9 protein-coding genes are annotated in these 15790 nt (G+C 62.8%); 7 read left to right on the plus strand and 2 right to left on the minus strand.

Going from position 1 to position 15790, the window contains the following annotated elements:
- Nucleotides 1–79: 79 nt before the first annotated feature.
- The gene (locus H5V43_RS03245; RefSeq protein ID WP_025549241.1) at nt 80–844 is read right to left on the minus strand and encodes a response regulator transcription factor; all 765 of its coding nucleotides are present in this window, start codon (nt 842–844) and stop codon (nt 80–82) included.
- 614 nt (nt 845–1458) lie between these two features.
- On the opposite strand from H5V43_RS03245, the gene H5V43_RS03250 reads away from it, so the two are divergent.
- From H5V43_RS03250 to H5V43_RS03275, 7 genes are all read left to right on the plus strand, one after another.
- The gene (locus H5V43_RS03250; protein ID WP_193666763.1) at nt 1459–7017 is read left to right on the plus strand and encodes an Ig-like domain-containing protein; all 5559 of its coding nucleotides are present in this window, start codon (nt 1459–1461) and stop codon (nt 7015–7017) included.
- 91 nt (nt 7018–7108) lie between these two features.
- Nucleotides 7109–7798, plus strand: coding sequence for a TolC family protein (locus tag H5V43_RS23540; RefSeq protein WP_244968652.1), 690 nt, complete (start codon nt 7109–7111; stop codon nt 7796–7798).
- Between the two features lie 70 nt (nt 7799–7868).
- Nucleotides 7869–8432 carry a TolC family protein gene (locus tag H5V43_RS23545; protein ID WP_244968679.1) on the plus strand — a complete coding sequence of 188 codons (564 nt, stop codon included), beginning with the start codon at nt 7869–7871 and terminating at the stop codon, nt 8430–8432.
- Nucleotides 8425–10584 carry a type I secretion system permease/ATPase gene (locus tag H5V43_RS03260; protein WP_025549239.1) on the plus strand — a complete coding sequence of 720 codons (2160 nt, stop codon included), beginning with the start codon at nt 8425–8427 and terminating at the stop codon, nt 10582–10584. The genes H5V43_RS23545 and H5V43_RS03260 overlap by 8 nt, the downstream gene beginning before the upstream one ends.
- A complete protein-coding gene (locus tag H5V43_RS03265; RefSeq protein WP_037482550.1) occupies nt 10581–11783 on the plus strand; it encodes an HlyD family type I secretion periplasmic adaptor subunit in 1203 nt (400 codons plus the stop codon). Before H5V43_RS03260 ends, H5V43_RS03265 begins: the two co-directional genes overlap by 4 nt.
- Before the next feature lie 233 nt (nt 11784–12016).
- Complete coding sequence (locus H5V43_RS03270; protein ID WP_025549236.1) at nt 12017–13426, plus strand: porin; 1410 nt, start codon at nt 12017–12019, stop codon at nt 13424–13426.
- 92 nt (nt 13427–13518) lie between these two features.
- Nucleotides 13519–14343, plus strand: coding sequence for an IS5 family transposase (locus H5V43_RS03275; RefSeq protein ID WP_025552332.1), 825 nt, complete (start codon nt 13519–13521; stop codon nt 14341–14343).
- Between the two features lie 268 nt (nt 14344–14611).
- On the opposite strand, the gene H5V43_RS03280 is transcribed toward H5V43_RS03275, so the two are convergent.
- Nucleotides 14612–15499 (minus strand): hypothetical protein, encoded by an 888-nt coding sequence (locus H5V43_RS03280; RefSeq protein WP_128830869.1) that lies wholly within the window; start codon nt 15497–15499, stop codon nt 14612–14614.
- Between the last annotated feature and the right edge of the window lie 291 nt (nt 15500–15790).

The following is a 15790-nucleotide window of genomic DNA, read 5'->3' on the forward strand; positions in this document are numbered from 1 at the left end:
GCAACAGGGGCGGCTCTGACGGCCGTCCCTGTCGTGCATCGATCATGCCGGCGCAGAGCGATGGATCGCAAGATTGCGATCACCTGTCGTCGGTCCGGAGAACATAGCCGTTTGCTGTCCTGTCGGCAGGGGCCTGAAGCTGGGCTGCCCTGGATGCCGTCACGGCGCCGACGAAGACATATCCGATGCCGCGGGCCGAACGCAGCGGCAGGGACCGTCCGGTTTCGCGCTCGACCTTGGCGCGCAGCTTGGAGATCAGGACGTCCAGCGCCCGCATGTTTCCGGCGCTTCTGCGGGCATGAAGATGTTGCGCGAGCTGTTCGCGGGGCTGCTCGATGCCGGGATTGTGCATCAGCCGGCTGAGCACGGCGAATTCGGACGTCGACAGGTTTATGCCTTCGTCACTGGGCGCGATGAGGCGCCAGTGCACATGGTCGAGCGTCCAACTGTCATTTTCCTCATCCACACGGGGCGGATGCCGTCCGGCTGCCGCAAAACGCGACATGTTGCGGAGGATGGCCAGCAGTTCGGCCATGTCGAGCGGTTTGGCCAGGACGTGATCGGCTCCCAGTGACAGGGCGAGAAGACGATCGTCCCTGGCCGTCCGCTCGGAAAGAAGGATGATGCCCACCGGAGTCGCGGCGCGGAGAGATTGTATGAGCGAGAGCGTCCGGCTCCAGCCGTCATGATCGTCGACGATCGCCACGTCTACGGAGGCCGCCGCCATCTGCGGCAAGATGCGGTCGCGGGTCATGTGATGCGACAGCGCGATCGAATGCGCCTCCAATTCCTCGCCGAGCAGTTCGGCCAAAGTCGCGTCCTGGGTGAAGCTGGCCACGCTCATGAGCGTTTCTCTGGATGGAGTGCTGCATGCCTCATCCCTGGCTAGAGTGAACGCGCGATGGTCGAAGCGCTTGTTCACGCGAAACTCCCTCCAAACTCCTTTTGGGCATCATGACGGGAAAACCGGCATGTCTGTCCGATTTGTGATTTTGCATTGTTTTACAGCAAGTTTTGTCTTTCGCCTACGGGAAAAACCGCCCCTCATTCCGCCTTGGCAGAGCTGTTGCGAGATGTGCGATCCTGGCTCCGCCACATTTTTGTTTGGTACTCGCGATGGCGGGTGTGCGGGTTTTCAAGCGCAACATTGCCGACGGCTACATTCCGAACTTGCCGTAAATGTAAGAGAAAATCTTGATTACCTGACCATCTCACTAAAACTATAGTAAATAAATTGGAAAAATTGTTATAATATTTCAATATCGAATTTATATAAATAAAAAATGAATATGTATAAGGCAATATCTTGAATATAATGCTGAAAAATAAACATATGGTCAATTTTGTAAATAAAAAATAACAGTAAGTAATATTAAGTAACATAAAAGTTTTTACTCAACTGTGGTGGAACTTTCTATTATCTTTGGAATTCGACCTTCTCTGCAAGGGAGGTAGTCCATGGACAAGCGCATCGACATCACCGTTCGTCAGACGGGTGCGACCCAAACCCACGTCGTTCAGCAACAAAATGCCGTGATCCAGGCCCAGGGCGGCTCAGCGATCAAGGTGACGGCTGCGCGCAGCGAGGTGACGGCGATGCGGCGTGAAGGGGATGATCTGATCCTGCATTTTGCCGACGGTACGGCGGTCCGGCTGGAGGGTTATTTCAATTGTCCGCCGGGAGACATTGCCGACCTTATTTTCCTCGAACCAGGCAATGGGCAGCAGTGGCTGACCGATCTGGGCAGCGAAGCCTGCTATCTGCCCACCGACACGACCACCGAAGCCCTGAGCTATTCCTTCGCCCCCGCAGGCGCTGCGGGGGGCCTGAGCGGCGGCCTGCTGGCGGGATTGGGGGCGGTGGCCGCCGGCATCGGCGTCGCGGCTGCTGCTGGCGGCGGCGGTGGTGGTGGGGGTGGGTCGGATGGCGGGACGGCTGTGGATAGCACGCCCCCGGCAGCGCCGACCGTGGCGCCGACAAATGGCCGTAGCTTGTCGGGCTCTGCGGAAGCGGGTTCGACGGTGCGCATCGACGTCAATGGCGACGGCTCGGTCGATGCGACGGCTACCGCTGACAATGCCGGCCGGTGGAGCTATACGCCGGCCACGCCCATCGGCGATGGTGTGACGGTGCGGGTTACGGCAGTGGATGCGGCGGGCAATGCGTCGCCATCGACCAGCGTGACGGTGGACGCGGCCGCTCCGCCGGCGCCGGTGATCAATCCCAGCAACGGCACGGCGCTCGGCGGTACGGCTGAGGCAGGGGCCACGATCGGGCTGGATCTGGATGGCGACGGCGACGTCGATGCGACGACCACGGCCGATGCGTCCGGTAACTGGAACTATACGCCTTCGACGCCGATTCCAGATGGGACGACGGTGACGGCCGTTGCGACCGATGCGGTGGGAAACAGCTCCGCGCCCGCCAGCATCGACATTGACGCCGTGCCCCCCGCCGCTCCGCTCGTCGATCCGAGCAACGGGACCGAATTGACCGGAACGGCGGAGCCCGGCGCGACTGTCGGCATCGATAGCGATGGCGACGGCACTATCGACACGACGGTTCCTGTCGATGACCAAGGCAATTGGAGCCATGTGCCGGCGACACCCATTGCCGACGGCACGACGGTGGAGGTCGTTGCGACCGATCCGTCCGGCAACACATCGTCCCCTGCGACGGTCGTGGTCGACGCCACTGCGCCTGCGATCCCCGTGGTGGGCAATGTAGTCGACGATGTCGGCACGACGACCGGCCCTGTCGCCAATGGGGGCAGCACGGATGATACGACGCCGACGCTGTCGGGAAGCGGAGTAGAGGCGAACGCCATCGTCTCTGTCTATGACGGCGGCGCCTTGCTTGGGACAGTCGTTGCAGACACCTCCGGCAACTGGAACTTCACGCCCACCACGCCACTGTTGGAAGGGACGCACAGCTTCACCGTCACGGCGACGGATGGGACGGGCAATGTCAGCGCGGCGTCCGCCGCCTATGTCCTGACCGTCGACACCAGCGCCCCGGCTGCGCCGCTGCTCGCGCCTACCGACGGGACGACGGTTTCGGGCTCGGCGGAGGGCGGGGCGACCATCGATCTCGACACGGATGGCGACGGCCTGTCCGATGCGACGACGGTCGCGGACGCATCGGGTGACTGGAGCATCACCTTGGCTTCGCCGCTGGCGAACGGTACGGTGATCAGCGCCATCGCCACGGATGCGGCTGGCAACAGCTCCACGCCCGATACGGTGACCGTCGATACCGGACTCGACACTACGCCCCCCGCCATTCCGACCATCGGCGCCGTAGCCGACGATGTCGGCGCGATCCTTGGCGCTGTCGCCAATGGCGGCAGCACGGATGACATGACGCCAACGTTGTCGGGAACCGGCGTCGAAGCGAATGCCATCGTCTCCGTTTACGACGGCGGCACGCTGCTGGGCACGGCCGCGGTGGACGGTTCGGGCAACTGGAACTTCACCCCCACCGCGCCGCTGGGTGAGGGAACGCATAGCCTGACCGTCACAGCAACCGACGCGGCGGGCAATGTCAGCGCGGCATCGGCCGCCTATGTCCTGACCGTCGATACCAGTGCTCCGGCAACGCCTGTGCTTGCCCCGACCGACGGCACGACAATATCGGGCACTGCGGAGGCTGGAGCGACCATCGCTCTGGATACCGACGGTGACGGCATATCCGACGAGACGACGACGGTGGACGCATCGGGCGATTGGAGCATTACGCCGGCATCGCCGCTCGCAAATGGAACGGTGGTGACCGCCATCGCTATCGATGCGGCAGGCAACAGCTCCACCCCCGATACGGTGACCGCCGATACAGGTCTGGATACGACTCCTCCAGCCATTCCCGGAATTGGCGGCGTAGCCGATGATGTCGGCGCGATCCTGGGCCCCATCGCCAATGGCGGCAGCACGGATGACACGGTTCCGACCCTCTCGGGAACGGGCGTAGAGGCGAATGCCATTGTCTCCGTCTACGACGGCAGCACCTTGCTGGGCACGACGAGCGCGGACGGTTCGGGCAACTGGAGCTTCGCGCCCACCGCGCCGCTGGGCGAGGGGACGCACAGCTTCACCGTCACGGCGACCGACGCGGCAGGCAATGTCAGCGCGGCGTCTGCCGCCTATGTGCTGACCGTCGACACCAGCGCTCCGGCCGCGCCGATTCTGGCTCCGTCCGACGGAACCACGCTATCGGGTATCGCGGAAGCCGGCGCGATCATCGACCTCGACACCGATGGCGATGGCGTGTTCGATGAGACCACGACCGCGGACGCCTCGGGCGATTGGAGCATCACCCTGGCTTCCCCGCTGGCGAATGGAACGGTCGTCAACGCGATTGCGACCGATGCTGCGGGCAATAGCTCGCTTGCCGGTGCAGTGACCGTCAATACCGGCCTCGACACCACGCCGCCTGCGGTGCCGTCGATAGCGGCGGTGGCCGACGATGCCGGGTCGATCCTCGGCCCTGTCGCCAATGGCGGGATCACGGACGATGCGACGCCTACCCTGTCGGGACTCGGGGTCGAGGCGAATGCCATTATTTCGGTCTATGACGGCAGCACCCTGCTGGGCACGGCGACGTCGGACGCTTTGGGCAATTGGAGCTTCACGCCGACCACGCCGCTGGGTGCGGGTTCGCACAGCTTCACCGTCACGGCCACGGATGCGGCGGGGAATGAGAGCGCGGCTTCAGCGGCCTATGCCTTGACCGTCGATACCGTCGCCTCCATTCCGACGATCACCGGCATGACCGACAATGCGGGTTCGGTCCTTGGCGGCGTGATCTCGGGCGGAACGACTGACGACACCACGCCCACTCTCTCCGGAACCGGCGCAGAGGCGAACGCAAGCATCTCGATCTACGACGGCAATATCCTGCTGGGTACGGCGACGGCGGATGCTTCGGGCAATTGGAGCTTCACGCCGACCACGCCGCTGGGCGAGGGCTTGCACAGCTTCACCGCCACGGCGACCGATGCGGCGGGCAATGTCAGCCTCGCTTCGGCGGCCTATGCGGTCACGATAGACCTGACCGTGCCGCCCGTGCCGACGATCACCGGGGCCAGCGACAATGCCGGTTCGATCCTAGGCGGCGTGATTTCGGGAGGGTCGACCGACGACACGACGCCGACCCTTTCCGGAACCGGTGCGGAAGCGAACGGGACCGTTTCGGTCTATGACGGCAGCACCCTGCTGGGCACGGCGACGGCGGACGTTTCGGGCAACTGGAATTTCACGCCCACCGCTCCGCTGGGCGAGGGGCCGCACAGCTTCACCGCCGTTGGCGTCGACGCAGCAGGCAATGCCAGCATTGCCTCGACGCCTTATGCGCTGACGATAGACCTCACCGTCCCGGCCGCGCCGACGATTACCGGCGTCAGCGACAATGTGGGCTCGGTGCTGGGCGCGGTGGCTCTGGGAGGGGCGACGGACGACACGACGCCGACCATTTCGGGAACAGGCGCGGAGGCGAACGCCAACGTTTCCGTCTATGATGGCGGCACGCTGCTGGGCACCGCAACGGCGGATGGATCGGGCAACTGGAATTTTACGCCGACAACGCCCTTGGGCAATGGACCGCACAGCTTCACCGCCGTCGTGACGGATGCCGTGGGCAATGCGGGCCTGGCGTCGGCGCCCTATGCCATAGCCATCGATACCGTCGCCCCGACCGCCACGGTCGCGATCACGGCCCTGCGCGACGACACGCAGGTGGTGGGCGACTGGGCCACCGACGATACGTCCCCGACCATCACAGGCACGCTGAGCGCACCGCTGGCCGGCGGGGAGCGGGTCGAGGTCAGCCTGGATGGCGGCGCCACCTGGACGCAGGCGGCGACCAGCGGCACCAGCTGGTCCTACGGTCCCGGCACGCTCGGCGCCGGCGGCCATGTGGTGAACGTGCGCGTCGTGGATGCGGTCGGTAATGTGGGCTCCACGGCCGCCCAGCCGATCACCATCACGAACGTCAACGACGCGCCCATCGTCCTGGCATCGGACAGCAGCCTGCTGGGGCTTGTCAGTGCGGAAGCCCTGGGCCTGCTCGACATCGGCAGCCAGGCCTTCGTGGCGATCGATCCGGAGAACAGCCTGCAAAGCGTCGTGCTGGACTTTACGCCCCTGCTGACCGTCGGCACGCAGGTCTTCACCGTGTCGCAGGATCTGGCGACCGAACTCGGCCTTGCGGTCAACGTCAACAACCAGTTCGTGACCGTGCTGGGGACGCCCGTCTCCACCATCTCCTCGACCATGACTATAACGGCGCTGGATGGCGGGCCGATCGACAATATGGCCATCAACGAATTGCTGAGGGCGGTGCATTTCAATTCACCGCTTGGTCTCAACGTGAACCTGCTGTCAGGCATCAGCATCACGGCGACCGATACGGCCGGCGCGTCGCGGACGGACAATGCGGCCAGTCTGCTCGACGCCAATCTGCTCAACACCCTGCTTGGCGGCAGCAGCGATCCGACCATTTTGGAGGGCACGGCCGGCGTCAACATATTGACCGGCACCGCCGCCAATGAGCATCTCTACGGCTATGGCGGCGCCGATATTCTCCAGGGCGGCGGCGGCAACGACATATTGCGTGGCGGCGCCGGCGCCGACACATTGGACGGCGGCACCGGGAACGACATATTGCTGTTCGACGCGGCCGATACGCTGATCGACGGCGGGGCGGGCGCTGATGCGCTGCTCGTCCGCGGCGACAGCAGCGTGTCGCTGAACCTCGATGCGGCGACCAATATCCGCAATATGGAACGGATCGACCTGGGCGTGGGCGACACCGGACACAGCCTCACCTTGACGGAGGCCGGCATCATCCAGGCGACGGATGCGAACCGGCAACTCATCATCACGGGCGAGAATAACGACAGCGTGACCATGACCGGTGCGGTCCATGTCGGCCAGGCGCTGGTCGATAATCACGCCTATGAGCAATATAGTCTGGGAACCACGACCGTGCTCATCGAAGATCCCGTGCTGGTGGTGGTTTGATGCCGTCACCTGCCAGAGGGCAGGGGCGGGAGAGGGGCCACTGATGCGGAAGCGGAAAGGGATTTTGCCGCCCTCGGCCGGGAAGATTCTCATGCTCCTTGGCTTTGCCCTGGCGGAAGCGCTCCATGCCGGTGCCGCTTCCGCCGCGCCCGCCGATCCCGTCGCCGATCCCCCTCCAGCCCATGGCAGCAGGATCGGCCTTGCCGATGCGGTAGGGCTGACGCTTGCCCGCCATCCCGATCTCGCCCGCGCCCGCGCCACATTGGCCCGGGGGCGGGCCGATCTGGGGGCGGCGCGCAGCCTGTGGACGCCGCAGCTTTCCTATCAGGCGAACCTAGGGCCCAATATGCTGTCGGGCAAAAGCGGCTCCGGCCTCAACGACAATATGGCGGGGCCCAGCCTGACGCTCAACCAGCTTGCCTGGGACTTCGGCCGGACGAAGGGAGAGATCGGCTATGCCCGTTCGACCGAGAAGCAGCGCCGGTTCGAACTGGAATCGGCGGCCGACCAGTTGGCGGAGACAGGCGCGCTCGCCTATCTCGACGTGAAGCGGTTCGAGCTGCTGGAACTCGAAACCGCAAAGCATGTCCAGTCGCTGGAGCATCTCCAGATGCTGATCCAGTTGCGGGTGGATGCCGGGCTTTCCGATCGTTCCGACCTGTTGCTGGCCGATGTGCGGGTGGAAAGCGCCCGCGGCGACCAGATCCAGGCCGGATCGTCGCTGACGGCGGCCAAGGTGACGCTGGCCAATCTGATCGGCGCTCGCGCCGGAGGCCTATGACGATCCGGCGCAGGCGATCGAACGGTTCGCGTCCCATGACGGGGAGCCTGATTTCGCCACATTGCCTGCCGTGGCCGCCGCCGAACAGGCCGAACAGGCGGCATCGGCGCGGGTAGGGCAGGCGCGGGCCGAGCGCTTCCCGCGCCTTGGCATCCAGCTTGGCTACAGCCGTAACAATTATACCTACAACAACAGGGACGACGCCTTTTCCGCCATGGTGACGGTGACCGGCGACCTGGTTCGCCGGTCCAACCGTTATGCCGTGAAGGCGGCCGAGGAAGACCGTCGCGCAGCGCAGGCGACGAAGGAGTCGACGATCCTCGACATCCGCGGCCGGGCCCTCGCCGCGCGGGAGCAGATCAGGGGCGGTTATCTGCGCATCCGGGCCTATCGCCGCCAGGAACAGCAGGCCGTCGATGCCAGCGCGATCTTCCTGGAGGAATATAAGCTCGGCAAGCGCAGCCTCACTGAACTGCTGAATGCCGAACTGGAAATCTACCGCGCGGCGAGCGCCAGGATCGCGGCGGAATACGACATATTGGGTGCGCGGGTCCAATATGAGAATGTCTTCGGCCAGCTTCGGCAATCGCTTGGCCTGCCCTCCAGCATGACACAGGACGATGGCGATGGCTGATCGGGAAATCGGCGCAGGACGCAATTGGATCGCGGCCATCGTCGCGCTTGCCGGCCTGAAAGGGATAGGGTTGACGGAGGCGGAGCTGACCGGCCGGCTGGCATGGTCCGGCCATGAGGGCGACCCGCGCGACGAATTGCGGCAGGCGGCCCGGCTGTCCGGAATCCAGCTCGACCTGATCGATGTCCGGCCTGACGAGGTGCCGGACATGATGCTGCCGGCCCTGTTCGAAATGCGCGAAGGGGTGGTTGCCGTCCTCCACCGGCGCGGCGCCGACAGCGTCCTGTTTTCGGTACCCGGATTGTCGGGCCAGACCATGCTCGAAATCCCGCGCGCCGAATTTGCGGAGAAGGCGACGGGCCGCGCCGGTTTGGTGGAGGCGCTTTCGACCAGGGCGCGTGATGCGCGTATCGACGCCTTCCTGCGCAAAAGCAGGCGGTCCTGGTTCTGGGACACGGTGCTCAGCGACCGGCGCGGCTATGGGGAGATCGTGCTTGCCTCGCTTTTCGGCAATCTGCTGACCTTCGGCACGTCGCTCTTCGCCATGCAGGTATGGGACCGCGTCATTCCCGCCCGGTCGATCCCCACGCTTTGGGTGCTTGCGCTGGGGACGCTGATGGCGCTGCTGCTCGAACTGCTGCTGCGCACCTCCCGGGTGGTGGTGGTGGACCGGATCGGACGGCGGGCCGACCTTGCGATCTCCTCCAGGATATTCGCCCGCGCGCTCGACATCCGCAACGATGCGCGGCCCAAGTCGACCGGCGCCTTCATCGCCCAGTTGCGCGACATAGAGCAGATCCGGGAACTGCTGACCTCCACCACCGTGTCCGCGCTGGTCGACCTGCCCTTCATCATCCTCTTCCTGGCGCTGTTCACCATGCTGGCGGGGCCGCTGACCTTCGTGCTGGTGGCGGCGCTCATCCTCATCGTCGTGCCGGGGCTTCTCCTGCAAATTCCCCTTGGGCGGCTGGCGAAGGAGGGCATGCGGGAAGCCGCGCTGCGCAACGCCATGCTCGTGGAATCCATAGAGCGCATCGACGAGATCAAGACCGCGCAGGCCGAGCCGCGCTTCCAGTCCCTATGGGAACGGTTCACCGTGACCGGCGCCCGCGTCGGGGCGGAGCAGCGCTTCTTCGCCGCCCTGTTTTCCAACTGGTCCCAGACCCTGCAGCAGCTTGCCTATACGGCGGTGGTCGTCGCGGGGGCCTATCGGGTGATGGACGGCGACATGACCATGGGCGCGCTCATCGCCTGTTCCATCCTCACCAGCCGCGCGCTGGTGCTGTTCGTGCCGCTGGGGCAGGTCTTCACCCGCTGGCAGAGCGCGAAGGTCGCCATCGGCGCGCTCAACGACATCATGGAAAAGCCCGTGGATCATGATCCCGAAGCGGGGCTCCTCCGCCGCACCCTGTTGCGCGGCAATTATGAGATCGAAAATCTCCTCTATGCCTATGACGCGGAATCGCCGGCGGTATTGAGGGTCGACCGGCTCTCGATCCGGCAGGGGGAACGGATCGCCCTGCTGGGCAAGATCGGCGCGGGCAAGTCGACATTGCTTCGCCAGCTTTCGGGGCTGGCGCGGCCGACCTCCGGCAAGCTGTTGCTCGACGGCACGAGCATGGCGCTGATCAACCCGGCCGACATTCGCAGGGAAACCGGCTATCTGGGGCAGGGCGCGCAACTGTTCCTGGGCACCATACGCGAGAACCTGCTGGTCGGCGCTCCCCATGCCAGCGACGAGGATATAGTGGCGGCGCTGGCCGTCACGGGTGGCCTGCCGCTCGTCCAGAACCAGTCTCAGGGTCTCGACCTCCTGTTGCAGGAGGGCGGCGCAGGCCTTTCGGGCGGCCAGCGCCAGACGCTGCTGCTTGCCCGCACCTTGCTGCGCAAGGGCAATATCCTGCTGCTGGACGAGCCATCCGCGCCGCTGGACGAGAATAGCGAGCGGCATCTGGTGCGCGAACTCAGCCAATGGCTGGGGGACCGCACGCTGATCGTCACGACCAACCGGTCGGGACTGCTCGGGCTGGTCGATCGCATCATCGTGATAGAGCGCGGTGCGGTGGTCATGGACGGCCCCAGGGACAAGGTGATCGCCACGCTGGCCGGGCCCAGGGCCGGCGCCCGCGTCACGGGAGGGGCACAGGCATGACGACGCAAACGAAGACGGCGTCCCCCCTGCTGCGCGATGCGGCAGGGAAGGAGAGCGACTGGCTAGCCTTCGCGGAGAAGCTGAGGGTCATTCCCATCATTTCCCTGGGCGTGACGGCCTTTCTGGTCTGGGCGTGGTTCGGCACGCTGGACGAAGTCGCGGTCGGTCCCGGCAAGGTCACGCCTCCGTCGCGTTCCCAGGTCATCCAGAGCCTGGAAGGCGGCATCGTCGACGGCATCTTCGTCCATGAAGGGGACATCGTCCAGCCGCGCCAGAAGCTGGCGACGCTCGACCGCGCGCGGTTCAGTTCCACCTTGGGCGAGTCCGTCGCCAAGGCGCGCTCGCTGGAGGCCGCGGCAGCCCGGCTGGAGGCGGAGATCACCGGCGGAGAGCCCCGGTTCGGCGCGGAGGTCCGCCAGACTCCGGGACTGGTCGAGCGGGAGATGGAACTGCTCCGTTCCCGGCGCCAGAATCTTCAGGTCGCCACGGCCAGCCTGCGGGAATCGCTCGCGCTCGTCCGCCGTCAGCTTCAGATGACCACGCCACTGGTCGAATTGGGCGCGGCCAACAAGGTCGAGGTCATCCAGCTCCAGCGGCAGGAAAATGAACTGCAGGCCAAGCTCGATTCCCTGCGCAACCAGTTCATCATCGAGGCCAATGACGATTATGCGAAGACCAAGGCCGAACTGGAAGTGGTCGATCAGGTGATGAGCGGCCGGCGCGATCAGTTGAACCGCACTATCTTGACCTCTCCGGTGCGGGGGATCGTCAAGAATCTGGAGGTGACGACCATTGGCGGTGTGCTCCAGCCCGGCGGTTCGCTGATGGAGATCGTGCCGCTGGAGGACAAGCTGCTCATCGAAGCGCGCATCAGCCCGCGCGACATCGCCTTCATTCGTCCGGGGTTGCCTGCGACGGTCAAGATCACCGCCTATGATCCGTCCATCTACGGTACGCTGGACGGCACGGTCGACCGCATCTCCCCCGACACCTTGCAGGATGAGGTCAATCGCGATCAGGTCTTCTACCGCGTCTATGTCCGCACCCGGCATTCCAGCCTGCGGACCAAAGACGGCAAGGACCACGCCATCATGCCCGGCATGGTCGCGACGGTCGAAATCCGCACCGGCCGCAAGACCGTGCTCGATTATCTGATGAAGCCGATCAACAAGGCCAAGGAAGCCATGCGCGAGAGATAGGGTCGGAAAAAGGTCCTCCAAAAAACGGCGGCACATGCACTTTCCCGTCATCTGGCCCTGCTATCGAGAAGCGGGGAGCAGCCTGCCCGGACCTGCGCGGCAATGGTGCGGCCACCTGTCATCAAAATGAAATATTACTGTCATCCCATTGTCGCTGAAATGCCATAGCCGCCGCACCCAGTGGATACAGGGGGAGTCAGTCGGTGCCGGTGAAGATGTTCAAAAGCAGGGTTATGATGGTAAGCCTGCTGGCGCTGATGCCGGAGGTGGCGCACGCCCAGAGCAATGCGGAACTGCAACGCCAGATCGATGAACTGAAGGCGCAGGTGCAGGCGCTGACATCCGCGCTCGCCGCCAGCAGGTCCGCGCCCGCCGCCGCGGAGCCCGCTGCGGCCGTTCCTGTCTCTGCCGCTACGCCATCGGCCGCGCTGGCCAGTGCACCCGTCCAGCCGCCGGCCGCCGCGCCCGCATCGGCCCCGGAATCCAGGTCGAAGGCGTGGTACGAACGGCTCTCGCTTCGGGGCTATACCCAGATGCGCTACAATGCCTTTCTGTCGGGCGACGATAGCGCGCCTGCCGGCGTTTCCCGCCTTCGATCGGTCCATGACAGTTCGATCTCGGACCGGGGCAGCTTTTCGCTGCGTCGTGCGCGGCTGGTGCTTCAGGGCGACATTTCCGATCGCGTGTCGCTCTATCTTCAATCCGATTTCGCCACCGCGGTGAACAACCAGGCGGGGAGCGAGCGGCGGGAGGGCTTCGCTCAATTGCGGGACGCCTATGCCGACGTCTTCCTTGACAAGGGGAAGAGTTTCCGGCTGCGTTTCGGCCAGTCGAAGGTGCCTTTTGGCTGGGAGAATATGCAGTCCTCGTCCAACCGACTGACGCTCGATCGCAGCGATGCAATTAACAGCGCGGTACCCAGCGAGCGAGACCTTGGCATTGTCGGCTATTATACTCCATCTTCGGTGCAGAAGATCTGGGATCGGCTGTCGCATGACGGCCAGAAGCTGTTCGGCAATTACGGCGCATTCGGCATAGGCGCCTTTAACGGGCAGGGCACCAACAGGACGGAACAGAATCGGGGTCTGATGAAGGTCGCCTTCGCCACCTGGCCTTTCGAACTGGATGGCCTGGGCGAAGCCTTGGCCGGGCAGGTGTTCGAAATCGGCGGCTCTGCAATGATGAATGACGTGCAGCCCGAACTGCGCAGCGGCTCGGTCAGTTCCGTGGCCTATGATGACGATCGCCTCGGCATCCACGCCATGCTCTACCCGCAGCCCTTCGGTATCCAGGCAGAATGGAATTGGGGCAAGGGGCCGGAATATGATCGCGCCAGCCAATCCATCCTGACCAGGAAGCTGAACGGCGGTTATGTCCAGATGATGTACCGCATGCCTACGGACTCGATCGGTACGCTGATGCCCTATGGCCGCTGGCAATATTATCGCGGCGGGTGGAAGGCGGGCACGAATGCGCCGCGTCTGGAAACCGATGAATTGGAACTGGGCGTCGAATGGCAGCCGTGGAAAGCGCTGGAATTCACCCTTGCCTTCGCCCGAATGAAACGTGCCGAAGCCGACGAACGCCGTACAGGTCGTGCGGAAGGCAATCTTATCCGTACACAGGTGCAATGGAATTACTGAGAGCCTGAACCGGAATAGGATCTGAAAGAAAGGTGGGCGATATCAGCGACATGTGATTCAGTCGGAGTTGCGAGACACCGACGGAGTATCCCATGTGGACCGATACCACCCGCGCGCAGCATGCGCGCAAAGGGCTGCGTTTGCCAAGTGACACGACCGATGCCGAATGGCGTGTGCTGGAGCCGATGATGCCTGGCGATCTGCCGCTTGGTCGGCGTCGCAAATGGGATTGGCGCCAGCTTGTTGATGCTATGCTGTATCTTCTGCGAGGCGGGCTTCCGTGGCGGATGTTGCCGCCTGGGTTGTTTCCGCCCGCCACAACCGTTCAGCGGTGGTTTTATCGGTTTCGCGACATGGGATTGTGGCGGGCAATCAACCACAGGCTGGTGATGGTAGCGCGTGAACTGGAGGCCCGCGAGGCGAGCCCGAGCGCATGTATTATCGACAGCCAGTCGGTCAAAACGACGGAAAGCGGAGGGCCTCGCGGCTACGACGCGGGCAAGCGCATCAAGGGACGCAAGCGCCATATCCTCACAGACACTCTCGGTCTGTTGCTCGACGTGATCGTCCACACCGCTGACATTCAGGATCGGGATGGCGGGCCGCTGCTCCTGAAGCGAATACATCGGCGCTTCCCATGGCTGTCCCACATATTTGCCGATGGCGGTTATGCCGGGCCGAAATTCAGCAAGAAAGCCATGAAGACCGGCAACTGGACGATCGAGATCGTCAAACGGTCAGACACCGCCCGTGGCTTTCTCGTGTTGCCACGCCGTTGGGTCGTCGAACGAACATTGGCGTGGCTCAATCGTAATCGAAGGCTGGCGAAAGACTTTGAGCGCACGATTGAGAGCGCGATCGCGTGGATCTTCCTTGCTTCCGTTCAGTTCATCACTCGCAAAATCGCAAGGCTTTGATTTTACTTGCATTCCGATTCCGAGTCAGACTCTCAGTATGGCTGTCGATGCGCGGGGCCGCACGATGATCGAGCGGTACAGATTTCTCGATTGGCATAATATTTTGCTATGAAGATCATAGGGCTCCGTGGGTAGATTCCTAAAGGAACCTATTTACCCTATAAGTGCTGATGAGGCATACTTTGTATAAAGCAGGCATACTTTGTATAAAGCATTGCTACGACAAGTTGATGCCTCACGCTAAACTGTAGCATGGGGCATTATTTCTTTACAAAATTACGAGCGGAGGTTTGTTTCTTTTTCCTGGATTTTCGACCGTATCGCACCACCAGAGATTCAGTGCTTTAGCTCGGGACAGCGCCTGCTTGCTCTTCTTCACCTGTTTCGCACGGTTCATAGGTCCTACCAAAGCGTGCTCCAGCAAGTCGATGCCTACGCCATGTCCAAAATAGCCTTTGTCGACGGGGATTTGCGATAATAACTGAAGCAGCCCCAATTCGCAAAAATCGGGAGTTTCCCAACGTGTGTTTTTCAACTTCAACTCTGAGTAACTTGTTTGCCGCGATGCATGGGTGCGGTCCATTTTGATGAATGTGCGGATGGCGTCCTGAACCTCCGCGTCGGTCGGATTATCATATCTGACGCGATCAAATGTAAGACCGAGCCCGAGTTCAGCAGTCGCTGCTGTTTGACTTCGCCTTGGCCGCTTCGGGGTTGGCTCAGAGAAATCGGTTAGCCCGATCGTTAAGCTCCCCACGGCAGGCAAGTAGAAGAATTTTTCGTCTCCATTTGGTGATGGAGCCGGGATCACGCAAATTTTCGCAACGGAGTGTGGAGCGAAGCCATCCTGCCGCTTAGCTGCTTTGATGACCTCTGGCCTATCCAGTCTCCCTTGATCACTCGGACTTCCTAAGCTGGGGAGAAAATCGACGGAAAGTTCAATCGTGCTGATTTCTCCCCTCCGGTTCATGGTGACGCAACGGCTGCTCATCTCAGTTGCTACCGCTCTTGCATCGACCCGACTGGCCAGCGACGAATAGTCCAAGAGGGACTGCCCACCGAACAAGCTTGCAGCAAGTTGCTGGGCAGGACCTTCCATCGTCTCGCATAGGAGGTTTGCAACGGATTTCTTTTTGGGCGTATGGGCAGCCGTCATTTCACGCCGCCCTTTACGATAGAGCGCTCAATCAGCGCTTCGGCACTTTCAACGGTGATTAGGACTCTGCGGTTAATCCGAGCAACTTCAAGCTGTCGGTCCCGAATGAGCTGAAATGCCGCAGTTCTTCCGCAGCCAGACCACTCGCAAAATTGCTGCAGTGTGAAGCACCGCTTTTGAATTCTGCTAAAACTTCCTGTCATTTGCATTCTCCATTCATTCGCCGAACGGTGGCGAGCAGGGACGCATATGACGTGCCCTTTCGAGCTACGTACTTTTGGGGTACCGACA

Source organism: Sphingobium fuliginis (assembly GCF_015074805.1).
GTDB classification, from domain to species: Bacteria; Pseudomonadota; Alphaproteobacteria; order Sphingomonadales; family Sphingomonadaceae; genus Sphingobium; species Sphingobium fuliginis.